The sequence below is a fragment of the Arthrobacter sp. UNCCL28 genome, from assembly GCF_900102805.1.
GTDB classification, from domain to species: domain Bacteria; phylum Actinomycetota; class Actinomycetes; order Actinomycetales; family Micrococcaceae; genus Arthrobacter; species Arthrobacter nicotinovorans_A.
On the sequence record NZ_FMWE01000003.1, the window covers coordinates 47,464 to 66,194 of the forward strand.

The 18,731-nt window shown below is 57.6% G+C and carries 18 protein-coding genes; 12 read left to right on the forward strand and 6 right to left on the reverse strand.

From position 1 onward, the window contains the following. Positions 1 to 139 precede the first annotated feature (139 nt). The gene (locus tag BLQ01_RS08885; protein ID WP_139183459.1) at positions 140 to 721 is read left to right on the forward strand and encodes a hypothetical protein; all 582 of its coding nucleotides are present in this window, start codon (positions 140 to 142) and stop codon (positions 719 to 721) included. A 92-nt stretch (positions 722 to 813) separates the two neighbouring features. Here the strand turns inward: BLQ01_RS08885 and BLQ01_RS08890 are convergent, their stop codons facing one another. Then, on the reverse strand, positions 814 to 1,395 hold the full coding sequence (locus BLQ01_RS08890; protein ID WP_091551225.1) for a hypothetical protein: 582 nt from the start codon (positions 1,393 to 1,395) through the stop codon (positions 814 to 816). 272 nt (positions 1,396 to 1,667) lie between these two features. On the opposite strand from BLQ01_RS08890, the gene BLQ01_RS08895 reads away from it, so the two are divergent. The 4 genes from BLQ01_RS08895 (at position 1,668) to BLQ01_RS08910 (ending at position 4,819) form a co-directional block, all read left to right on the forward strand. Further along, a complete protein-coding gene (locus BLQ01_RS08895) occupies positions 1,668 to 2,159 on the forward strand; it encodes a hypothetical protein (protein ID WP_139183460.1) in 492 nt (163 codons plus the stop codon). Next, positions 2,156 to 3,172 (forward strand): hypothetical protein, encoded by a 1,017-nt coding sequence (locus tag BLQ01_RS08900; protein ID WP_091551229.1) that lies wholly within the window; start codon positions 2,156 to 2,158, stop codon positions 3,170 to 3,172. The genes BLQ01_RS08895 and BLQ01_RS08900 overlap by 4 nt, the downstream gene beginning before the upstream one ends. Next, the gene (locus tag BLQ01_RS08905; RefSeq protein WP_091551230.1) at positions 3,169 to 3,627 is read left to right on the forward strand and encodes a hypothetical protein; all 459 of its coding nucleotides are present in this window, start codon (positions 3,169 to 3,171) and stop codon (positions 3,625 to 3,627) included. The genes BLQ01_RS08900 and BLQ01_RS08905 overlap by 4 nt, the downstream gene beginning before the upstream one ends. Before the next feature lie 298 nt (positions 3,628 to 3,925). Beyond that, positions 3,926 to 4,819, forward strand: coding sequence for an alpha/beta hydrolase family protein (locus tag BLQ01_RS08910; protein ID WP_217638357.1), 894 nt, complete (start codon positions 3,926 to 3,928; stop codon positions 4,817 to 4,819). On the opposite strand, the gene BLQ01_RS22865 is transcribed toward BLQ01_RS08910, so the two are convergent. Then, positions 4,788 to 5,072, reverse strand: coding sequence for an ArsR family transcriptional regulator (locus BLQ01_RS22865; RefSeq protein ID WP_091551233.1), 285 nt, complete (start codon positions 5,070 to 5,072; stop codon positions 4,788 to 4,790). The genes BLQ01_RS08910 and BLQ01_RS22865 overlap by 32 nt on opposite strands. Before the next feature lie 183 nt (positions 5,073 to 5,255). Here BLQ01_RS22865 and BLQ01_RS08920 point away from each other — a divergent pair, with 183 nt between their 5' ends. Then, complete coding sequence (locus BLQ01_RS08920) at positions 5,256 to 5,762, forward strand: hypothetical protein (RefSeq protein WP_175493391.1); 507 nt, start codon at positions 5,256 to 5,258, stop codon at positions 5,760 to 5,762. Here the strand turns inward: BLQ01_RS08920 and BLQ01_RS22085 are convergent. Next, complete coding sequence (locus tag BLQ01_RS22085; protein ID WP_139183461.1) at positions 5,716 to 6,039, reverse strand: ArsR/SmtB family transcription factor; 324 nt, start codon at positions 6,037 to 6,039, stop codon at positions 5,716 to 5,718. The genes BLQ01_RS08920 and BLQ01_RS22085 overlap by 47 nt on opposite strands. A gap of 183 nt (positions 6,040 to 6,222) precedes the next feature. Between BLQ01_RS22085 and BLQ01_RS08925 the strand changes: the two genes are divergently transcribed. Both BLQ01_RS08925 and BLQ01_RS22630 read left to right on the forward strand, forming a co-directional pair. Next, entirely contained in the window at positions 6,223 to 7,122 is a 900-nt protein-coding gene (locus tag BLQ01_RS08925) for a sigma factor (protein ID WP_091551235.1), read from the forward strand. Between the two features lie 1,342 nt (positions 7,123 to 8,464). Beyond that, positions 8,465 to 8,992: a C40 family peptidase gene (locus tag BLQ01_RS22630; RefSeq protein WP_139183462.1), complete on the forward strand. Its 528-nt coding sequence runs from the start codon at positions 8,465 to 8,467 to the stop codon at positions 8,990 to 8,992. Positions 8,993 to 9,106: 114 nt separating this feature from the next. On the opposite strand, the gene BLQ01_RS08935 is transcribed toward BLQ01_RS22630, so the two are convergent. The 3 genes from BLQ01_RS08935 to BLQ01_RS08950 all read right to left on the reverse strand — a co-directional run bounded on the left by BLQ01_RS08935 (position 9,107) and on the right by BLQ01_RS08950 (position 13,369). Further along, on the reverse strand, positions 9,107 to 9,661 hold the full coding sequence (locus BLQ01_RS08935; RefSeq protein WP_139183463.1) for a hypothetical protein: 555 nt from the start codon (positions 9,659 to 9,661) through the stop codon (positions 9,107 to 9,109). Continuing rightward, positions 9,651 to 10,958, reverse strand: coding sequence for a reverse transcriptase domain-containing protein (locus tag BLQ01_RS08940; RefSeq protein ID WP_175493392.1), 1,308 nt, complete (start codon positions 10,956 to 10,958; stop codon positions 9,651 to 9,653). Before BLQ01_RS08940 ends, BLQ01_RS08935 begins: the two co-directional genes overlap by 11 nt. 698 nt (positions 10,959 to 11,656) lie before the next feature. Then, the gene (locus tag BLQ01_RS08950; protein WP_091551243.1) at positions 11,657 to 13,369 is read right to left on the reverse strand and encodes an ATP-dependent nuclease; all 1,713 of its coding nucleotides are present in this window, start codon (positions 13,367 to 13,369) and stop codon (positions 11,657 to 11,659) included. Positions 13,370 to 13,625: 256 nt separating this feature from the next. Between BLQ01_RS08950 and BLQ01_RS08955 the strand changes: the two genes are divergently transcribed. Genes BLQ01_RS08955 through BLQ01_RS08970 form a run of 4 tightly spaced genes read left to right on the forward strand, consistent with a single transcriptional unit; the run spans position 13,626 to position 18,296 of the window. After that, the gene (locus tag BLQ01_RS08955) at positions 13,626 to 13,925 is read left to right on the forward strand and encodes a hypothetical protein (protein WP_050684098.1); all 300 of its coding nucleotides are present in this window, start codon (positions 13,626 to 13,628) and stop codon (positions 13,923 to 13,925) included. 12 nt (positions 13,926 to 13,937) lie between these two features. Further along, positions 13,938 to 15,356 (forward strand): type IV secretion system protein, encoded by a 1,419-nt coding sequence (locus tag BLQ01_RS08960; protein WP_091551246.1) that lies wholly within the window; start codon positions 13,938 to 13,940, stop codon positions 15,354 to 15,356. Beyond that, the gene (locus BLQ01_RS08965) at positions 15,349 to 16,839 is read left to right on the forward strand and encodes an SCO6880 family protein (RefSeq protein WP_091551248.1); all 1,491 of its coding nucleotides are present in this window, start codon (positions 15,349 to 15,351) and stop codon (positions 16,837 to 16,839) included. The genes BLQ01_RS08960 and BLQ01_RS08965 overlap by 8 nt, the downstream gene beginning before the upstream one ends. After that, entirely contained in the window at positions 16,836 to 18,296 is a 1,461-nt protein-coding gene (locus BLQ01_RS08970; protein WP_139183466.1) for an ATP-binding protein, read from the forward strand. The genes BLQ01_RS08965 and BLQ01_RS08970 overlap by 4 nt, the downstream gene beginning before the upstream one ends. The last annotated feature ends 435 nt before the right edge of the window (positions 18,297 to 18,731 follow it).

Below are 18,731 nucleotides of genomic sequence, written 5' to 3' on the forward strand. Positions count from 1 at the left end.
GCCCAAGTTTCTGTCCCTCCTTGAAGACAGTGCTCTCTACTTTGCTAGGGCAGATCAGATCGTTGACGGGTGGGAGGGAGCAACGGGTCCTTACAACGCTCAGATGCGCCCTCTTTAATACGGGGCTTCTGCTGAGGCTGTGACTGCTGCCTCAGACCTTCATCGCGATTTCTTCGTGAAACAAACTCACATGAGTTGCTGGCACGAGAATGATGGTGAGTCAGCCGCCATGTGGGAGATTTATCAGCGCGAAGGGCGTGGCCTAGCCATCACCACGACCTGGGCAGACCTCACGACGAGTCTGGCAACGGAACGAAAGATTCTTGGCGGTCGCGTCAATTATGTCGACTACACGTCGACGTTCATACCGGAGGGCGACAGCCTGAGTCCATTCATGCACAAACGGAAGAGTTTCCTGCACGAGCAAGAGGTCAGGCTAATCGCCAAGACCGGCATTGGAGGGGACGTGTACAGAGGAGCGTCAGGTGGTGAGGATGCGCGCGAAGGGTCTGGGCAATGGGTTCTGACGCGCTCCGTGAAAGAAGAGCCGGCTGTCATAGCCGTACCTGTTGATCTTCAGCGTTTGATCAGAAGCGTCTACGTTGCTCCCAAAGCACTGGATTGGTTCGGAGATCTGATCGAAAAGATAGTCCGCAGGTATGGACTTGACGTTAATGTTGTCCGCTCAGACCTATACACTGATCCTTCCAAACTTGTGTGAGAACCAGCCTCGAAAGGCAAAGTATGTAAGGGCGTAAGGTTCTACAGCCCTCAGCCGTGCCGCCCCGCGCGGGCCACTTGTGGAAGCTGAATCTAACCGCTCGCGGGCCTGGCCCCGGCTTTCCGGGCTCTCCACCAGATCGAAGTCGGGACTAGCGTGGCGAGGGGAATCAAAGCCAGCGTGGTCCAAAGATTCATCCACAGGGTCGGCCATGTCCCGAGCACGATCCCAGCGACTACAAACGGGATTCCGACGGCATTGATCTCGATGCTTTCCTGGGATGCGCGACCGATCCTCCGATCAATGTCTTCACTCAGTTCGGTGTGATCCTTGCGAAGCTCGTTCAGAGTTGACCGCGTGCCTTGCTGGGCTGACTGCAGCTTCTTGACCTGCTTATTCGAGTCAAGCATCTGGTGCTCCAGGATCTCCACTCGGCGCTCGAGTTCAGAGCTTGTCAGCTCAACCGAAGCACTGTCCCTCATGATGGATGCGTCGCCAAGCTTTGACTCGGACGGAATCCCGGCGGGGGACACCACAGTCCGCTTACGAATGAGGTTCCACAAAATCCTAGCCGCGCCGCGGGCCGTCAAGTGTATCCCGAGCACGCTCAGCACCACCGCTGAAGCATTCATGAGGAGCTCGAGGTTTTGAGGGTCCTGCAGCCAAGCGACCATGACCGGATCCTATCAACGACCCTAGAACGTAAGGAAGCAGATCGTTGCTGAAGACGGTCCCGCGCAGATCGACGGTGAACCTCCGTCCCTATTTCGCTGTCCTATGGGCTTGGGTACGGAAGTCCAGGATGGCAGGCTACGCATCACTCCCGTGCTCTGGACATGTCCAGAGTACGGGAGTTCAATGGTTGTAAGGGTTCGTTTCCGGCTCAGGAAGTGGAATTCGCATTGGGCGTTAATCGAACCGAGGGAACGCATCACTGGGGATGCCCATGAACAATAATCAATATCCCTCAGGACAATCGCCGGCGGAACGAGCCGCGAGAGCTTTCGGCAGTCTGACGCTCCCGACCCACCTGAACCTGGAACGACTCGTCGAAGTGGTCGAAGGCGTCCGGCATCGGCCGATACAAATCGAAGCTGCCCGGGCGCTGAATGGAGGATCGATCTGTGGTTTGTGGCTATCCACGGACGAAGTCGAAATCATCTTGCATGCCATTAGTCCTTCTGGGCTGCACCGGCAGCAGTTCGTCCTGCATGAACTCGGACACATGGTGTTGAGGCACGACGAATTAGTCGTCCCGGCCGATTACATAGAGGTCCTGTTCCCGAACCTACCCGTGGGCTTGGTCTCGCGCGTCCTTGCCCGGAGCAGCTTCACTGATGACTTGGAAGCCGCCGCGGAATCGCTCGCGGATCTTTTCGCGGAAGCAATCAGGAACAGTGCCAGGGAACCAAGGTCCTTCGAGAGAGTTTTCGAATGATCCAGATTGTGGCTGCAGCCTTGATTTGGTTACTCGTCATTTGCCTCCTCCCTGGAATGAGGCTAAGGCGCGATCACAACGTGCTGAAAGCCGCCATCACGATTTCAGTCGCCCTGACGCTCAACATCGATCAGGTCTATCTGGGCATCGATTCGGTACTGGGTGGTCGCAACTTCGTTGACGTGTTGGCCAATGTCTCTATGGTTGTTGGGATCTACTTTCTCTCGCGGGCAATCATTCGTGCGGCGACACCAGACGAGACGGTCGAGAAACGAGACACTCTTGGCTTGATTCTTTTGACCGTTGTGATCGTGGGCCTTGCAGCCAGCTTTAGTGCAATCGTCACCCAGGGTAGTTCCACTCGCTTCATGGTGGATTACGGTGACCAGTGGTCTGCTGCCGTCTACTCATCCGTGCAGTTCGTTTATATTGGCTACGTGGTTGGCGTTACCGGAGTTACCTGTTTCCGTTTTCGTGGCGACATGTCGAGGCCCTACTTCCGCGCGGCTTTTACGTGCATCGGGGTTGGCTGTAGCTTTGCCGTTCTCCTTGTATTGCTGGTGCTCGTCATGGACATTCTGCATTTGCAAGGGCGCCTTGATGCTATGCATGCGGTCTCACCTATTTATGATGCGGCGGTCGTTGCCGCCATGTTCTTCCTCTGCCTAGGTCTGGGCATACCGCCTGTTGCGCGTCGAGTTCTCCGCCATAGGGAGTCTGTGACCGAGGACGAGTTGGTCAGCAGCCTCACGAAAATCTGGGAAAAGACAACGAAGAAACGGCAAGATGTTCGGCTCGTGCGAGGCACCGAAATGTTCAGCCAACAGGACCGGGCACAGAGACTCCATAGAATGCTTGTTGAAGTACAGGACGCACTGCTAGTCGAACCCGGTTTAGGCAGCTCCTTGGACATCCATGACCTCAATGTTCTGAACGCTGCAGAGAATCACCTGGCGGGACCGATCGTGCGGAAAGTTCCAATTCGTCGACGGAAGGGGGATCGAGCGAAATGACGGATGATGCCACGTCCTCCGAAACCCCTCAGACCAGATTGGCGCGGAAGCTCAACCTTCTTCTTGACCTCTATGAGGCCAAGGGATTGGAGGTGTTGACCTACCCCGAGATCAATCGGCATATGAGTCAGCGTGGAACGCCACTTTCCCGCTCCCGCTGGGCGTACATGCGCAGCGGGGACAGCTCACTGGCGACCGATCCCATGCTGCTTCGCAATCTTGCAGAGTTCTTTGGAGTGGATCGTGACTACCTCGTGGACGATGCCGGTGAGATACCAAAGCTTGTAGACGCCCAGCTGGAACTTCTTCGTACGCTGCGAGAATCACGTGTGCGGAACTTCGCTGCTCGTCAGTTGCAGGGAATCTCCCCGGAGACCCTGGTGCGGCTCCGCCAAGTAATCGACGATCGAAAGAGGGCCCCGGGGGTGGACGATGCCGACAGCAACCAGTCGTAAGGCTATGAGGGTTGGAGTTCTTGCTGCATCCGGGGCTTTGCTTGCAGGCGTCGCCGGTGCAGCGTACTTCGCTCGCCAGGTTGTGGTGCCAAAACACATTCGTCGCGAGGATTTGGGCGTTAGGGCTGTGCGCGCCAATGGAGACGGATCTCTAGAAATTGAACTTCCCGCTACGGAACAAACGAGGGCGCCGGGACGATACAGCATTTGGTTTGGGCAGGGGACAGGCCACGCATGCCTTGGACGGGTCGTTGACTCCCACCTCGACCGAAACACGGTAGTCCGGGTGGTTGAGCGAGTGGACTCGGGCGACCTCGAACATGCCCAGGCGGGTATCTGGAGTGGGTACGTTTATTCGAATCCGGGGCAACTTGGTCTGCCGTACCAAGACGTTGAGATTCCAGTCGAGAACGGGGTCGCCCCCGCGTGGAGGTTCGATCCGCCGTCCAGTGACGCGTCCGGTATCTGGGCCATCCATATCCACGGCATGGGCGGCAAGCGGGCCGGAACTCTTCGCGGCATACCTATCGCGAGGCGTCTGGGACTGACGTCGCTGGTAGTCTCGTTCCGCAACGACGGCGACGCACCGCCGTCGTACGATGGCCGTTACAATCTCGGTCAGGGCGAGTGGCACGACGTCGAGGCCGGCATCAACTACGCCATTTCCAATGGCGCGGAGCGCATTGTCCTTTTTGGGTGGTCACTCGGCGCTGCCATCGCCCTTCAAACGGCGGCCCTGTCGCAGAGTTCGTCACGAATAGCCGGGATGGTTCTCGACGCTCCAGTCTTCGATTGGCGAACGACCCTGGCAGCGAACGCCAAGGCGGCTGGATTACCTCGTCCTCTTGTGCACCTGGGCTTCACCATTCTTCGATCTAAGGCCCTCCGGCGGGTGACCGGCCTTGCTGAACCGATAAGCTTCGATTCCCTGGACTGGTTGGCGCGAGCATCTGAACTGGACAAACCGATCCTCGTACTCCATGGAAGGAAGGACGACACAACACCCTTCGAAGCATCCAGGAAAGCCGCCTGTCTGAGGCCGGACCTAGTCAGATTGGTGGAGTTTGAATCTGAGGGCCACTCTCTGGAGTGGAATGTCGACCCAGAAAAGTGGGAGCGATCGGTCGAGGAGTGGTTCTACGGTCTTCCGCTGACTGGCTCTAGTCCTGAACAAGCGGGAGCGCAGTCGTAGGAGGCATTTGCACTGAGTACTGGGCAGCTAGGTCGATTAGCTGACACTCGACGAATGAGGCGTGAGCGGAGTAACGCTCGTCGGCCAAAGCCTGAATGTAACCAGCAGACTCAAGGACGAGGAGATGACGCCGAATCGTTGCTCGAGAGGCGTGTACCTCTGACGCCAAGAGCCCTGGGGTCGATGGCCCACTTCTGATGAGGAAGCGAAGGATCTGGCTCCGTGTTCGGTTCATCAAGATGGATGTCGACATTCAAACCACGGCTCAGGTTTGTGGGGGATGCTTGCTGTAGACGGGTCTACAGCAACAGGATACGCCTCATATAAGGAGGGGAACAGATCCAATGCGCAGTGATTGTTTAGTCACGGCGCGCGCGGAATACTGATGGCAACGCAGCAGAATTTCTCATCGAACGAGGTAGTTGAAAGGTGGAGCATGCCGGCGAAAGACGTAAGCCGCAACGGCGACTTGTCACCACAGGCGACCCTCGCCCGTCGGCTAAACCTGCTGCTCGACGTCGTTGTGGCCGAGAGGGGTTCGCCCGTCACTTTCAGGGAGATTGAGGCCGGACTCCGAGCTCGAGGAATCAAAATCTCCAGGGCCAGATGGTTCTACATGAAGGACGGGACAGGACGCCTGGTCAGCGATCCGCAGCTGCTTGCCGCTATCTGCGAGATGTTCGACGTCGATCCCTCCTATTTGCTGAACGGCGTCGAAGGCGACGTTCCCGAACGAATCGACTCGCAGTTGGAGTTTGTCAAGTCTCTGAGGGCAGCCCGGGTGAAGTCATTCGCTGCTAGGACGCTCGGGGACGTCTCGCCGGAGACGCTTCGCGCAATCTCCGAGTATCTGAACAAAGACATCGACTTGCACCCGAATGGGGAGCGTGCCGCGGCTACTCCTCCAAGACATACCGGAGATGGGCGTCCAGCAACTCCTTGATGCGGGCAGAATTCGCTGAGTAGCGAGGAGACCGGCCGTGGCGCCGTCCGGCCTCCACATCGACCTCAATGGCGCCGACCTGTTCAAGGGCTATGAGGTGTTTGGCGACGCTGGGCTCGCCGGCGCTGACCGCTGCGACGATATCCCCTCTGGACGCAGGACCATTTGCCGTCAGGAACCTCAGAATCTCATTCCGTGAGCGGTTTCCGAACGTCGCCACGGCGTCTTCAACGTTAGGCGACCAGGCGTCGTCGTGAGGCTGCGTGATCCGTGGCATGGCTCCATTCTTGCGGAACAACATGCAAAAAGTAAGAACCAGAGTCTTGACGATACTTTAATTATCTTCGACAATAATTTTTAGAAGCTTGTGTTGTGATCAGGATCGTTCCTGCCCACGTCGAGTCGCCCCATCTGGTGACGCTGAAGTTATTCGAATCCGTTAGTCGAAGCGGTGAGAGCCATGAGCCTGGAACACCTGGCGGGCAACGCTGAAATAAAGAACTCAAACTCATCCCCGGTGGACATTTCGCTGCTTAGCCCGGTAACACCGACCTTGCGAGTTCCCGTCGACCAAATGATGGGAGCCGTCGAAGGCGTGCGTCGCTACGTCATCTCGCACTTGGCTCGGATCGGCCGCTCGTGCGATGTGGACGATGTCATGCAAGACATCAGGATGGCTGTCTGGGACGGGGTGGCCCGCGGACATTATCGACAAATCCCTGGAGTTCCGTTCGAAGCCTGGGTGCAAGGCGTCACCGGAAATGTCTGTGCCGCGCACGTCCGTAGAGAGCTCGGCCACAAGACGCTTCCGTTGCTTATAGATCCGGGCGAAGGTGAGAGCTCGGAGATGGTCCGGCAGCTAACGGTGTTGGTCGTGTCCCGTGATTACCGCGAAGCCGAGGAGATCATCGATCAAGAATGGGCGCACATGGTTTTGGGGCTGACTCGGGCCGCTGTGTCAGCTCCGGTATGGCGCCTGGCGGTGGGCAGCCTGACCGAGCCGCGACGATACGCCCCTCCGTCGCCGCAAGACCGTCGCCGCTGGAACGCAGTCACGGCGGTTCGGCAGACTGCAAAGACAATAAGCAAAGCGTTGGATGTAGATCCTGAAGCTGTGCACGACATTCCCGGTCTGTGCCGGCACGCCGTTGGTTGCCTGCCGAGTCCCCTGCTTCGGGATGTGGCAGAAGCAATCGTTCTGCCCGAACATCACGGCATTGAACGGCAGGTTGCCATAGCAGCGGTTGCCGAGGAGTTCAAAGTCAGTGATCGGTATGTGGCAGTTCAAATTGGCACTGCCCGTCGCCTTTATCAAACGGCATGGAGAGTCATTCGCAGTTCCATGGCTTCGGCCGTTTGACTCATGTGGCTCATTGGGGAGCTGGGCAATGAACAGGTTAGGAGGCAGACATAGTGGAATCCCTTTGGCGTGGGCGAACAACTCGTCGGTGGGTGTTTGGTTTAGCACTGGCGGCAATCCTGGGCGCCCTCATTCTCGTTCTGGTCGCACCGCGGGAGTCTCCTTCAACAAAAGGCGCGGACGTCCCATCGGCGGAGTCTCAAGCCAGCAATGCTCCACCAAGCACCTCCCCGACTACTACAGCGAAACCAACGAGGTCAGGTCCACTTTCCAAGGTGCCGACGTCGGTTCCGCCTGTCACTGCCGATTATCGGGCGCTTGCTTCCGCGGCTGCCGTGGCTATCTTTAGCTGGGATACCCGAAGTTCGTCCTATTCGGATGTGTACGCTCGAATTCGGGGTTGGTGGTTCGTTCTCCCTGACGGATCAAATCCGTTGGCCGTCCTGGTCCAGGAGTTTGAGGCAACGGGAGTAAACGCGGGGTCCTTCGCTTCGCTTGCGGGCCAAGGTGCCTACAGGGTTGCAACGTTCGAATCCATGGCGTGCGACAACGAACTAGTGAAAGTTCGCGAACGGCCGGCTCCGTGGGTGGGGCTTCATGTCTGCACGGTTCGACTCAAGGTCGTTGACCAGACAGTCAGTAGCAGCAATTCATACACAGCGCCGGTCAGTGTCATGGCTAATTGCCCGCCTGCAGCGACCGCCCTGCCTGATCGATGCCAAATGGTCGGCTTCTATGCCTCGACTAGCCGGATCGTCTACTGATGCCGCATCCGGCTTGGGCGATGGTCCTATTCAGGCGCCGAACGCTCGTACGGGCTGCAACCGCAGTCGTTCTCGTGATCGTGCTTTCGCTGGGTGTTGCGGTCAGTACGGTCGCTTTAGCCTTGGCGGGCGATAAGCGGGAATCACCTGTCGGGTGTGTGTCGAGTAGCGGCGCTGTAACACAAAGCGTCCTCGCCGACAGTGGATCTCGGCCGGATGGTCAAGCCGTTGGACTCTCTGCAGGGCAGATTGCTGTGGCGCAGGGGTACACTTCCGTCGGGAAGCAACTTGGCGTTCCTCGGGAGGCGATGGTGATCGCCATTATGATGTCTCTCCAGGAGTCGACCCTCCGGATGCTCGCCAATGCGAATGTCCCTTCGTCGTTTCAGTTTCCACACGACGGGGTTGGGAATGACCATGACTCAGTAGGTTCGGCCCAGCAGCGACCAGCGGCTGGATGGGGAACCGTTGCGGAGCTGATGGATCTTTCCTACAACGCACGGGCATTCTATGGAGGGCCGGCTGGACCGAATCAAGGTAGTCCTCGAGGTTTGCTGGATGTGCCAGGCTGGTCTGCCATGAGCAAAGGGCAAGCAGCCCAAGCAGTCCAGGTCTCAGCGTTTCCAGAGCTTTATGCTCGATGGGAACCACAAGCAACAGCCATCGTTGACCTGCTCCAGGGTGTCACCACGGTCCCGACGTGCCGCGCGGGGGAGGGCGGCCGGCCTCAGCTGGTCTCCGCAGAAGGCTTGCCCCAAATCCGGCAAGAGATTTTGCGCTACACGCAGATGGGTGTGGGCGGTGCCTACGTCTGGGGTGGGACGGTTTTCAAGGCCTGGGACTGCTCGGGATTCGTGCAGTGGATCTATCGGCAGGTTGGGATCGAATTGCCTCGTGTGGAGCAGTGGCGGGTCGGGCGAATGACGGATAGCCCACAGATCGGGGACCTTGTCGTGCAGAACCCACAAGGTCCAAACAACTGGGGGCACGTGGGGATCTATGCGGGCAACGGCATGATGTATAGCGCGCTCAACCCGTCCGCTGGGACGTTACTGCATCCGATTGACTGGAACCAGGGAAGCGCCTTCTTCAATTTGTTGGAATAGATGGAATGATGGAACACCGTGATACTTCCAACGCGGCCATGTGCGAGAGCCTCGAATTTTCGACGCTCTACCCCGAGAAAGACTCACCCTGGTGTGGCTTAGGCGCGCTAGATCTCAAGGGTCGAGAGCTGGCCTGACTGATGACACCGCCGCATCTGCAGCCAGTACGAACTTCACTCCGATTTCTGCACTGAGGGAACCAGATTCAGGACTCAGGCGGACAACCCTGCCCTGAATTTCTGAATGTAAAACCTTGGCAACCCTTTTTCGCATGTTGATCAAGGAAGCGATGTCCTTCGCCTGTCGATCAGTCAGGTTGCCATCCCCGTGAACGATGGCATTCCTAATATCGATTACAAGGTCCATATCTGCCCACATCGGCATGCTGGCCAGTTGGACATCAAAGCCATTCTTCAACACTGCATTTCTGGCGGGCCATGATTGGTGGAAAGCACCATTATTCTCCTTTAGGAGCGCCCTTCCAAGCGGAGTTGAGTCCACTTGGGACTCGGAAACGAGTAAATCTATGAAGCGATCCACCAATGCCTCGACCCGAGAAGCAACAGCGACAATCTGGCCGCTCACATCATTATTCCAATTTGTTCGGATCAAATTTAGTGATCTAATGGTATCTTCCGTAAGCTTATAGACGGAAGCATCAATCAGCATATGAGCTTCCCCAGTTATATGCGGCTTTCGAAAGCGCTGAGTCACCCTTAACGGCTTTACCAATCTTGGTCTCATTGGCTCCGTCGATCGACCCCACACAAGCGGCGATGCCTGCCCGGGTGACATCAGAAGCCTGCATGTAAAGATCAGTGAGTTCGTCCAAAGTTATCGCCTTTCTCCGTGACAGGAACCATGCAGCTTCCGCTCGAACCGTCTCGTGTCGGTCTCCCAGGAGTGGTTTGACCCAACTCATGAATTGCTCTTGCTGGTCGGTTTCGCCGGGTTCCAGCTGTTCGGCTAGGGCGATCATCCACAACTTTGCCCATGGGCTTTGCCGAGGAAGGTCGGAAAGGCGTTTCAGCGTGGACCAGTTTTGAACCATTTCCGACCGGCGGCGCAAATAGGAAATTGTCTCATAAAGGCGGATTGGCTCTCGTTCAACTATTGCAATGAGCCAATCATCGTTGACTCGCTCTGCAGCAGAGCGAAGACGCTTAAGAGCTCCCGGGCCGAAGTGGGCGTGCACACCTCGCATAGGTTTTTCCCCTCTGCTCCAGTCCTCAATCACGCGGCTGAGAGAGACAAAGTCAACGTCGTCTTCGTCGGGCTCGATGGAGTCGTCATCATCAATGAACGGTGTGTCATCGTATCCCATATGTTCGGTCTCAATTGCCCGGAGCTCTTCTTCAGCCTGGCTCCTAAATTCGCCGAAAGCAAGATTAATCTCTTCAATCTCATGAACCACACGTGACTTTGGACGTAGCTTGGTCTTCCCCTCGGCGAGTACTAAGCCAATGTCCCTGGCCATATCTACCGCGTATTCGATGGCATCGTGAGCCGAGCTTTGACTGTTAGCAATTATGCGAAAATCATCTACATATCTGTGCACGACGAAGCCCTTCCTAGCGAGTTGGCGCTCGAGCCTCTCGATGTAGACATCAGATAAGCGGTGGCTGGGCTGCATTGCTTGAGGTAGTCCTGATTTGCGAGGAAACATCTCGCACAACAGGTCTCTTAGCGCCGTTACTGCACTTGAATCCATAGTCTGAACTAGAAGCTCATCGGCTAAGATCTCATGGTCGACGTACTCATAGAATGCTGCGATATCAAAGTCTACAATGTAATGTTCTGCCTCTACGGCATCGGCAGTGCCGAACTTCCGGTGTACATCTATGTCGACGTCCCGTGATGAAGGGGGAAAGTGTGGTTCGAGTCGCCGAACTAGAGCCTCATAAAGAACGCGTGCCTCTGGTGGAAGTATTGTTATCGGCCTGGGACCATGACCCCTTTTCGGCATGGTGATTGTTTCGACGATTGGTGAGTAACTGGATGTAACTTGAGCGCTCGTGTGGCGCGCCAGTTCGACAGTTGCGTCACTAAGACAACGCTGCGAAATAAGTAAGGGCATCTGAGAGCCTGGCGGATTCACTGACCGTACTGCCGCTTCTTCTAGTGCTAGTTTGTCGACTAGTTGGCTTGGCAATTTCACGCGTTGTCATCCTCCATATTCAGTGCATTCTCGACGGTGACGCACTGTAGTCGGTGCCGACTCGAAGGCGGAGCCGAGCGGCTGTAGTGCGTCCACCGTATCCGTGGAACGTAGTCCGAAGCGCGGGGACACACGATTTGTCAAAAATCAGGGGTGGATCGGTGACTGGACATAGCCGCTTGCGAATAATCTTGACTGAGCGAACGTTCGATTGATCGCTTGCAGAGCTAAAAGTGGCCAGACTGGCGGAGCATGCACGTTAGGAGAAGCGCCAGCATGGTGTTTCGGCTGGCGAGGGAGTTCGGCAACCTGGTACCTGAGCAGCGTCGAGTACACCACTTCGCCGTTACGCGTTCCGAACTCAAGCAGAACAAAGACTTCGTGGTGAATACTAACCGGGCAGTGATCGGTCCCAGGCATGTTCCTTTGGGCGGAGGGGCGAAGGTGTTAGACCGCGGTGCGTAGCCGGTGGGCTCCGCACGAATCCACCAATCACTGGGTATGACTTAGTCTGTTGCCAGCTCGCTAGCTCGGTCCTGCTCCAAACGCTGCCGTTGGATAGCCAGCGCCTTTTCTAGTCCCATTAAGAAGTTTGTCCAAGGACCGGCCCAGGATTGGCTATTATCGAGTTCAGCGCGCTTACAAAGAGCGTTGATAACTGATGTCTTGTGGGACGATTTGACCTTGAAGGGCTCCAGGCCGCCCTGAGAGTCTTCCGAGAAAATCTCAAACCATGAGGGGTGCTCCTGATGAAGATCCTGAACCCAGGGATCCGGAAATAGACCCTCAATAGCAAACCGGTCGCGGACGGATAAGTAGTCCTGATTAGATTGGAAGGGGATCTGCTTCTGGCCAAAGTACTGCTGCAACTCGCGCCTTTCCTTTATTCCAGCTTCATCGCCATCAAATACAGGAACGGCTACTCGTTCGCGCCTGATAAACCCATAGTTAGCTCTTAGGAATCCCGAAAGGTGTTTGACCCCACCGAAATCCAAAAATTCGGCCATGAACAATAGTGGCAGTTCTGCGTCTGATATCGCATCTATAGTCTTCATTGCCCAAGGAATTAGATCTTTATCCGACTGACCTTCAACTAGAACATTAATGTCACTAAGATTGAAATAGTCGCTAAAGGCCACGCCCAAGGCCTGGCTGAGGTTCTCGGTTGCCTCACGGTAGTTACGGAACGCATCCACTCTTGTAGTGCCATCGACTAAAGATACGCCGCTGATGCGGTGAACATTGCGCGGAACAAACGCGAGGGCATGGGTGGTGATCAGGACCGTGGAATCTTTCCTCAACTGTTCGACAAGATCGAGCGCCGAGCGGGAAAGTTCAGGGTGGAGATATGACTCAGGTTCTTCCAGAAGCCAAATTGGGCTTGCACCTTGAGATCGTAGTTGTTCGGAGATCCAGATCAAGCTGGCGAGGAGGGCTACTGACTGCACACCTTGCCCCTTGTGCTGGATCGATGTCCTCGTGGGATCTCCTAGGGCAAAGTCGAATCCGGTTAGAAGCCCTTCAAGTGAGTTGTTGGGGAATCCAAATGATGCAACGAAATGAGCCAGCCCTGCCTTCATGAGAGCAGAATTGATTGTTCCGGCTACGGTTTCAAGTGAGCTTTCGATCTCTGAGACGTAGGGTGATATTGTTTCAGCTACCTTCTTCACCATGAAAGGCATCAATAGTTCCGCATTCAGCTGATCCATTGTTTTGGCGGCTGGAACGTACTGAACGGAGAAAAGTCCCAGGAGATCAGCCACTAGTTTTGACTGGAGTCGACTGAAGGCCGTTTGCTCGGCAGGTGTCCCTGTCTTCTTCGCATTCGGGAAAAACTGGTAGACAGGGTTATCACTCGGAGACATAACCAGGGAGAGTGTGAATTCCGCACTATCGCGCACTCTTACGTCCACAAACTCTGAAAGCCGGTCGTAAGCCGAGAAGATGGCACAATCGGGGTGATCTTCCTCGTCCACGCCGGCGAAGGTAGCTACGAGGCTTGTTTTGCCGGACCCGGCAACGAACGAAAGATCGCGGGCTTTGGTAAACCCAAATTTGTTGTCAGGGCCCGTGAAGAACAGCTCGACTGCGTGTAGGAGATTCGTCTTACCGGTGTTGTTTGGACCGACGAGCGTTGTACCTCCTTCGCCAATTGTGAGGGTTTGATCAGTCGGGCCGACTGTACGGAAGTTTCTTACACGCAGCGCCTTGAGCTTCAACGACTTGTTCCCCAGTTTCGGACGGGCAGATCTAAGACAACTTAGCACTTGGCGTCACATTGTTAGACCAGCGTCCGGAGCTGGCTCATCGAACCAGAGGCGCGGGAGCATTCTTCCGCTAAGGAGCGCTCCGTCCTTGCTAGAAGGCTATGAACTCTGGGGGCGCCGACGATGGCCTCGGAAATCATGTCGTTGCCTCCCTCCATCTCCATGAAGTCGTGAGCCCAATCAGCTCATTCCATTGGAAGACGACTGGATGGAGCACCAGATGGTACTGGCAGCGGTGGATCCTGGGATCACACCAAACGCGAACTTTCCTTTTCTTGAGTCCCTCAAGCAGATCGGCGGCGGCATCCTCGTCGGCGCCTTCATCGTCATTGCAATCGTGGCGATCATCGGAGCGGCGATGTTGTTGGCCGGCAAACTGAGTCAATCCTCGAGACTGGCCTCAGGCGGTGGGGTGATCCTGCTGTGGACAGGCCCAGTCGCGGCAATCCTCGGCGGCATCAACGGATACATACTCTGGTCTCAGACGGCCTTTCCGTTGGGCTTCTAGCCGCGCGCGATCATGCCTATCGAATGTGACCTCAATGGGTGGTGGCCGCCGGGCTGCGGACTGGTTTCACAAGCCAACGACGGCGTCCAAGGTTCCATCACTTCAATCTTCGCCACCGTCCTTCAGAACATCGCCTCCTGGATGTGGGGGTTCATCACTGGGGCTTTCCGCGTCTCCGAAGTCGACGATTCACAATGGGCTGCCATCGGCGGACTCACCAATTGGTGGGTCATAGTAATGATGACTCCGCTGGTGGTTGTGATGATCCTTCAACTCCTCTCCGGATTGATCAGCCAGCAACCACGCCGCCTGATTAGGGCGCTCGTCGGGGGAGCCGCTGCGGTACCTTTGGTTGCCGCAGCGGTTTACCTAGTGCAGCAGCTCACCCGAGTGACTGACTCTGCTTCGACCGCTCTTCTGGAGTCCATCGGGACAGATCCGTATGTCGTTTTCATGCGGCTCTTCGGCTTCGAACGAGCTCCCGAAGGCTCCGAGCGCGAATGGAACGTCATCTCCCTTGCGCCGGGCAATCAAGGCGGAGCCGTCGGTGGCGCGATAGTGACCGTAATGGCTGTCATCGTCGTTTGGATTCTGGCGTTCATCCTCATGTGCTCGATGATCTTCAGGACGTTCGCCCTCGCCGTCCTCGCGGCTGTCGCGCCGGTCGCCCTGATGATGATGCCTTGGGAGAAGTCAAAGGCTTGGGCCGGGCGGTGGTGCGAAGTCGTCGTCGCGCTCTTGCTGGCGAAGCCACTGGCGGCGACAGTACTGGCCGCGGCGATCAAACTATTTGCGGATTCGACGTCCTTTGCCGGGCTGGCGGCCGGCACTGTCGGTATGGTTCTTGCCTGCGGAGCGCCACTGATGGCGCTGAGGCTGGTGAGCTTTGCGGGTGGCGAACTCGCAGCCGCGGCTCAAACGGCAGGCGGCGGCCACCTTCTTGCTCGCAGCAGCAGCGTCGTCTCCAGGCAGTTCAGCCGACAACTCGGCGGCCGCATGACGATCGCATCAATGTTGGGCAGATCGTCACTAGCTAGACCAATTCCCTCAAGTCGCAGAGACATCCCCACGCGCGCGCTGGCACCTTCAGTGCCCCTGCCGCGAAGCCTGACGAGTACGACGCCGAAACTCACCTCAGGTGTAAACGCTTCGGCATCCTACGGAGCAACCTCTGCCCGCGGAGGCGCCGCAAGGAAGGACAACGTGGTGAGGGGAGAAGTCGTCACCGAGCAGAGTAAGCAGGCGTCGTCTGCGACACCTTCGCCGACGGGCCGGAACCCGGCCGCCGGACCGCCTAGGGCAAACGCCCCCACAACCCCTCGGCAGCCCGAAGTGCGAAGTCCCGGCAGCGCGCTGCCCACATCCCAATTGCCGCCCATCATGCCCAAGGCTTCTGAGGGGCACTTCCCTCCGGAGAAACCCCATGACTGAAGACACGCGCGCCCTTGAGGCCGTCAAATTTCCCCGATACGAGCGCCGTGGCATTTTCATGGGGCTCAAGTGGTACCAGCTCTTGTTGCTAGCCCTCGGTATCCTGACCGCGATTATTGCCTCTGCGGCGGGAGGTCCTGTCGGACTGACAATGATGAGTCCCATCTGGTTGCTACTCATGCTCATGGGAGTGCTCCAGCACGCTCGAATTCCTTATCCCATCTGGGTCAGCCTCATCACACTGTTCTTCGTTCGAGTGATCCTGGGGCAGACCCGCTACCTCGCCCGCCCCGAGAAGGCGCTGAAAGCGGGAAAGCTTGCGCTGCCAGGCGGACTCGGCAGCCTCAAGCTCCAGATGACCAGCCGTGGAGAGTGCTTCATCGTCGACCCTCAGGGTAAGGAAGCGACCGTCGTCTTGCGTTGTACCACCAGGTCCTTCGCTCTCCTCGACGACGATGACAAAGCGTGGGCCGCCCAGGCATGGTCGCGTGTGCAGGCGGGACTCGCGCAACGCTCGGACATAGCAAGAATCGCCGTGCAGGACTACACGGTTCCGTATCCATCGTCGGCCCTCCAAGATTTCTATGACCACACCATCGTGCAAAACGGCGGCCGAACTGGTGGCAGTTCGTGGGGCGAGTTGGCGTATCAAGACTTGATAGCTGCAGCTGGATCCGCCATGAGCCACGACGTCTTGTTGTCCGTTGTTGTGGATACGGCTAAGTCGAGGAGGCGCATCAAGGAATCGGGCGGAGGGGTAGCCGGACTCGAACGTGTTCTGCGCTTGGAAGTACAGGCAATCACTACATCCTTGGCAACTCATGGAGTGCGGGTAGACGAGTGGCTTTCGGAGTCCCGGTTACTTGAAGTGTTCAGGGGTTCCTTTGATCCTGAAACGGTCTCGCGAGGGTCGGCGAAGAATGACAGCGAGCCGCAGCATGACCAGCGGACTGGGAGGCGGCGACTGAGTTCGAGCCCCATGGCCGTAGAGGAGCACTGGACTTATCTCCGTACGGACTCTGGATTCCACCAGACTTTCTGGGTCGCAGAGTGGCCCCGGCAAAAGGTGTATCCCGGATTCCTGCACCCGCTGGTTTATGTCGGCGACTTCCGGCACACCGTCACTCAGGTGATTCGCGCTGTGCCCACCTTGGAGGCGCTGCGGGACATCCGATCGGCCCAGGAAGCTCATGAAACCCGTCGCAGGATCAATGCCCGGTTCGACCGGCCCACGACCAGGGAGCAGCGAGCCGAGGAAGAAGAGGTCTCGCAACGCGAAGAAGAAATTGTGGCTGGTCATGGCGATGTTCGTCCGACCGCCTTCGTGACGATCACCGCGGCGTCCTTGGAGGATCTTGCCCGACACCGCCATGAACTCGAGTCCGCAGCAGCCGGTGCTTTCGTTGAACTTCGCTTGCTTGCAGGGCAGCAGTGGGCAGCATTCATTGCGGGCGGACTGCCTCTGGGAAGGGGATTGCGATGAGCCTCAAGAACCAAGAGGTGACCTATACGCCGTCGGGCACTCGCGCCGAACGCAAGAGTCTCAGAAAGGCGACAGCCGCTGAGTCATTGCCACAGAGGCGCAAACTCGGACAGCGGATCGATGAAGCCTTGGAACGGCGCGGTGAACGCGAGCGCCTTGTCGGTGATTGGGGGAGCAGGGAACGGCAGTCACTATGGGGACCGCATCGACTGCGGCCGGCACCTCACCGCGCCTCGACAATGACCTTCGCGGCGGCCTACCCCTTCATCACGGAGTCAGGACTTGGCCACGAGGGAACGTACATGGGAACTGACGTCTTTGGTTCGGGAGCCTTTTCTTACGATCCGTGGATCCTGTACGACAAAGGAATCATCAGCGGTCCATCGATCGTCGTGATTGGCACTGTAGGCACAGGCAAGTCAATGTGTGGGAAGTCGCTGGTTGCGCGCTCCATAACGCTGGGACGGAAAGCGGCTGTCGCATCGGACCCCAAAGGCGAATGGGTCTCGGTGGCCAAGGCGGTGGGCGGCAAGGTCATTTCCGTAGGTCCTGGGCGCACGGCACGGGTGAATCCTCTGGATGCTGGTCCACGGCCCAGGTCGCTGTCCGACACCCAGTGGAAGGCTGTCGTCCGGCAGCGGCGTCGGCAACTGATAGTGGCCCTGGTATCTCTCATGCGTCAGGGCACACCGTTGCATCCCGTTGAGCACACCGCCCTCGACATGGCCCTCATGGAAACCACCGCGGAAAACTCGACGCCGACCCTTCCTATGGTGCTGGACCACCTCTTGAGTCCTTCCGCAGAAACGCTCGCGCTTGTCGGTAAAGACGGCGGCGCATCGGTCAGTCACTCGCTGCGGCGCACGGTATCCGGCGACTTGGAAGGCATGTTCGATGCGCCGTCCACGGTGGCCTTCGACGCCGACGCGCCAATGATGGTCATGGACACGTCCGCACTCATCGGTGCGTCCGAACAGGCGTTATCCCTTGCCGCAGCCTGTAGCGCGACGTGGCTGGAAGCAGCAGTGACAAACCCCGACGGCGGCAAGCGGCTTGTGGTGTATGACGAGGGTTGGCGGATGCTCGCAGATCCATACATGTTGGCCAAGATGAGCGAGCAATGGCGCCTTGCGCGAACCTACGGGATTGCCAACCTCCTCATCATGCACAAAGTGGCTGACCTCAACGAGATCGGGGACAGCACCAGCGGTCACCGTCAGAAAGCCCTGGGGCTGCTGACAGAAGCGGACACACGCATCATCTATCGCCAGAAGCATGACGCCATGCGCCTGACCAAGGAAGCCCTGGGCCTGACCGAAGCTGAGTGCGAGCATGTTGAGAACCTGCCCAAGGGCGTCGGGCTCTGGAAGGTCGGAAACCGGTCATTCATCGTTGCCAACAGAGTGACCACCGACGAGCTGGAAGTCTTTGGCACTGATGACCGGATGCACCTGTGAGGAGTCGGCCGGGAAGCAGCAGTCCCTTGGTCGCGGCAGGACTCTGGGCGTTGACCGGCTATATGGCCTTCTGCCTGTTGGTCCAAGCAGCTGCACAGCTTGCTGGCGCTGTGCGTTGTGGCGGCAGGCCGCCGTCGTTCTTTAGCCCCGCTGCAGGCATTGGTCTGATTGCCGGCCGTTCGGACTGGATTCTAGGTACCTCCCGAAACTGCACCTTGGACATGGCTGCAGTCTGGTGGATTGTGGGAGTCGTCCTCACGTTGCTTGCGGCGCTCGCCGCTGCGTCGGCCCTCGCGTGGAGAACCTGGAAACAGTCCGGCGCGTGGCTACGGCAGGACATCCTGAGCAGGGATGGCGTGGCTGGCCGGGCAGAGATACTTCGGGACTTCGGAGCCAGAGCGGTTCGCAAGCGTGGGCGATACACTCGCCCGGGCC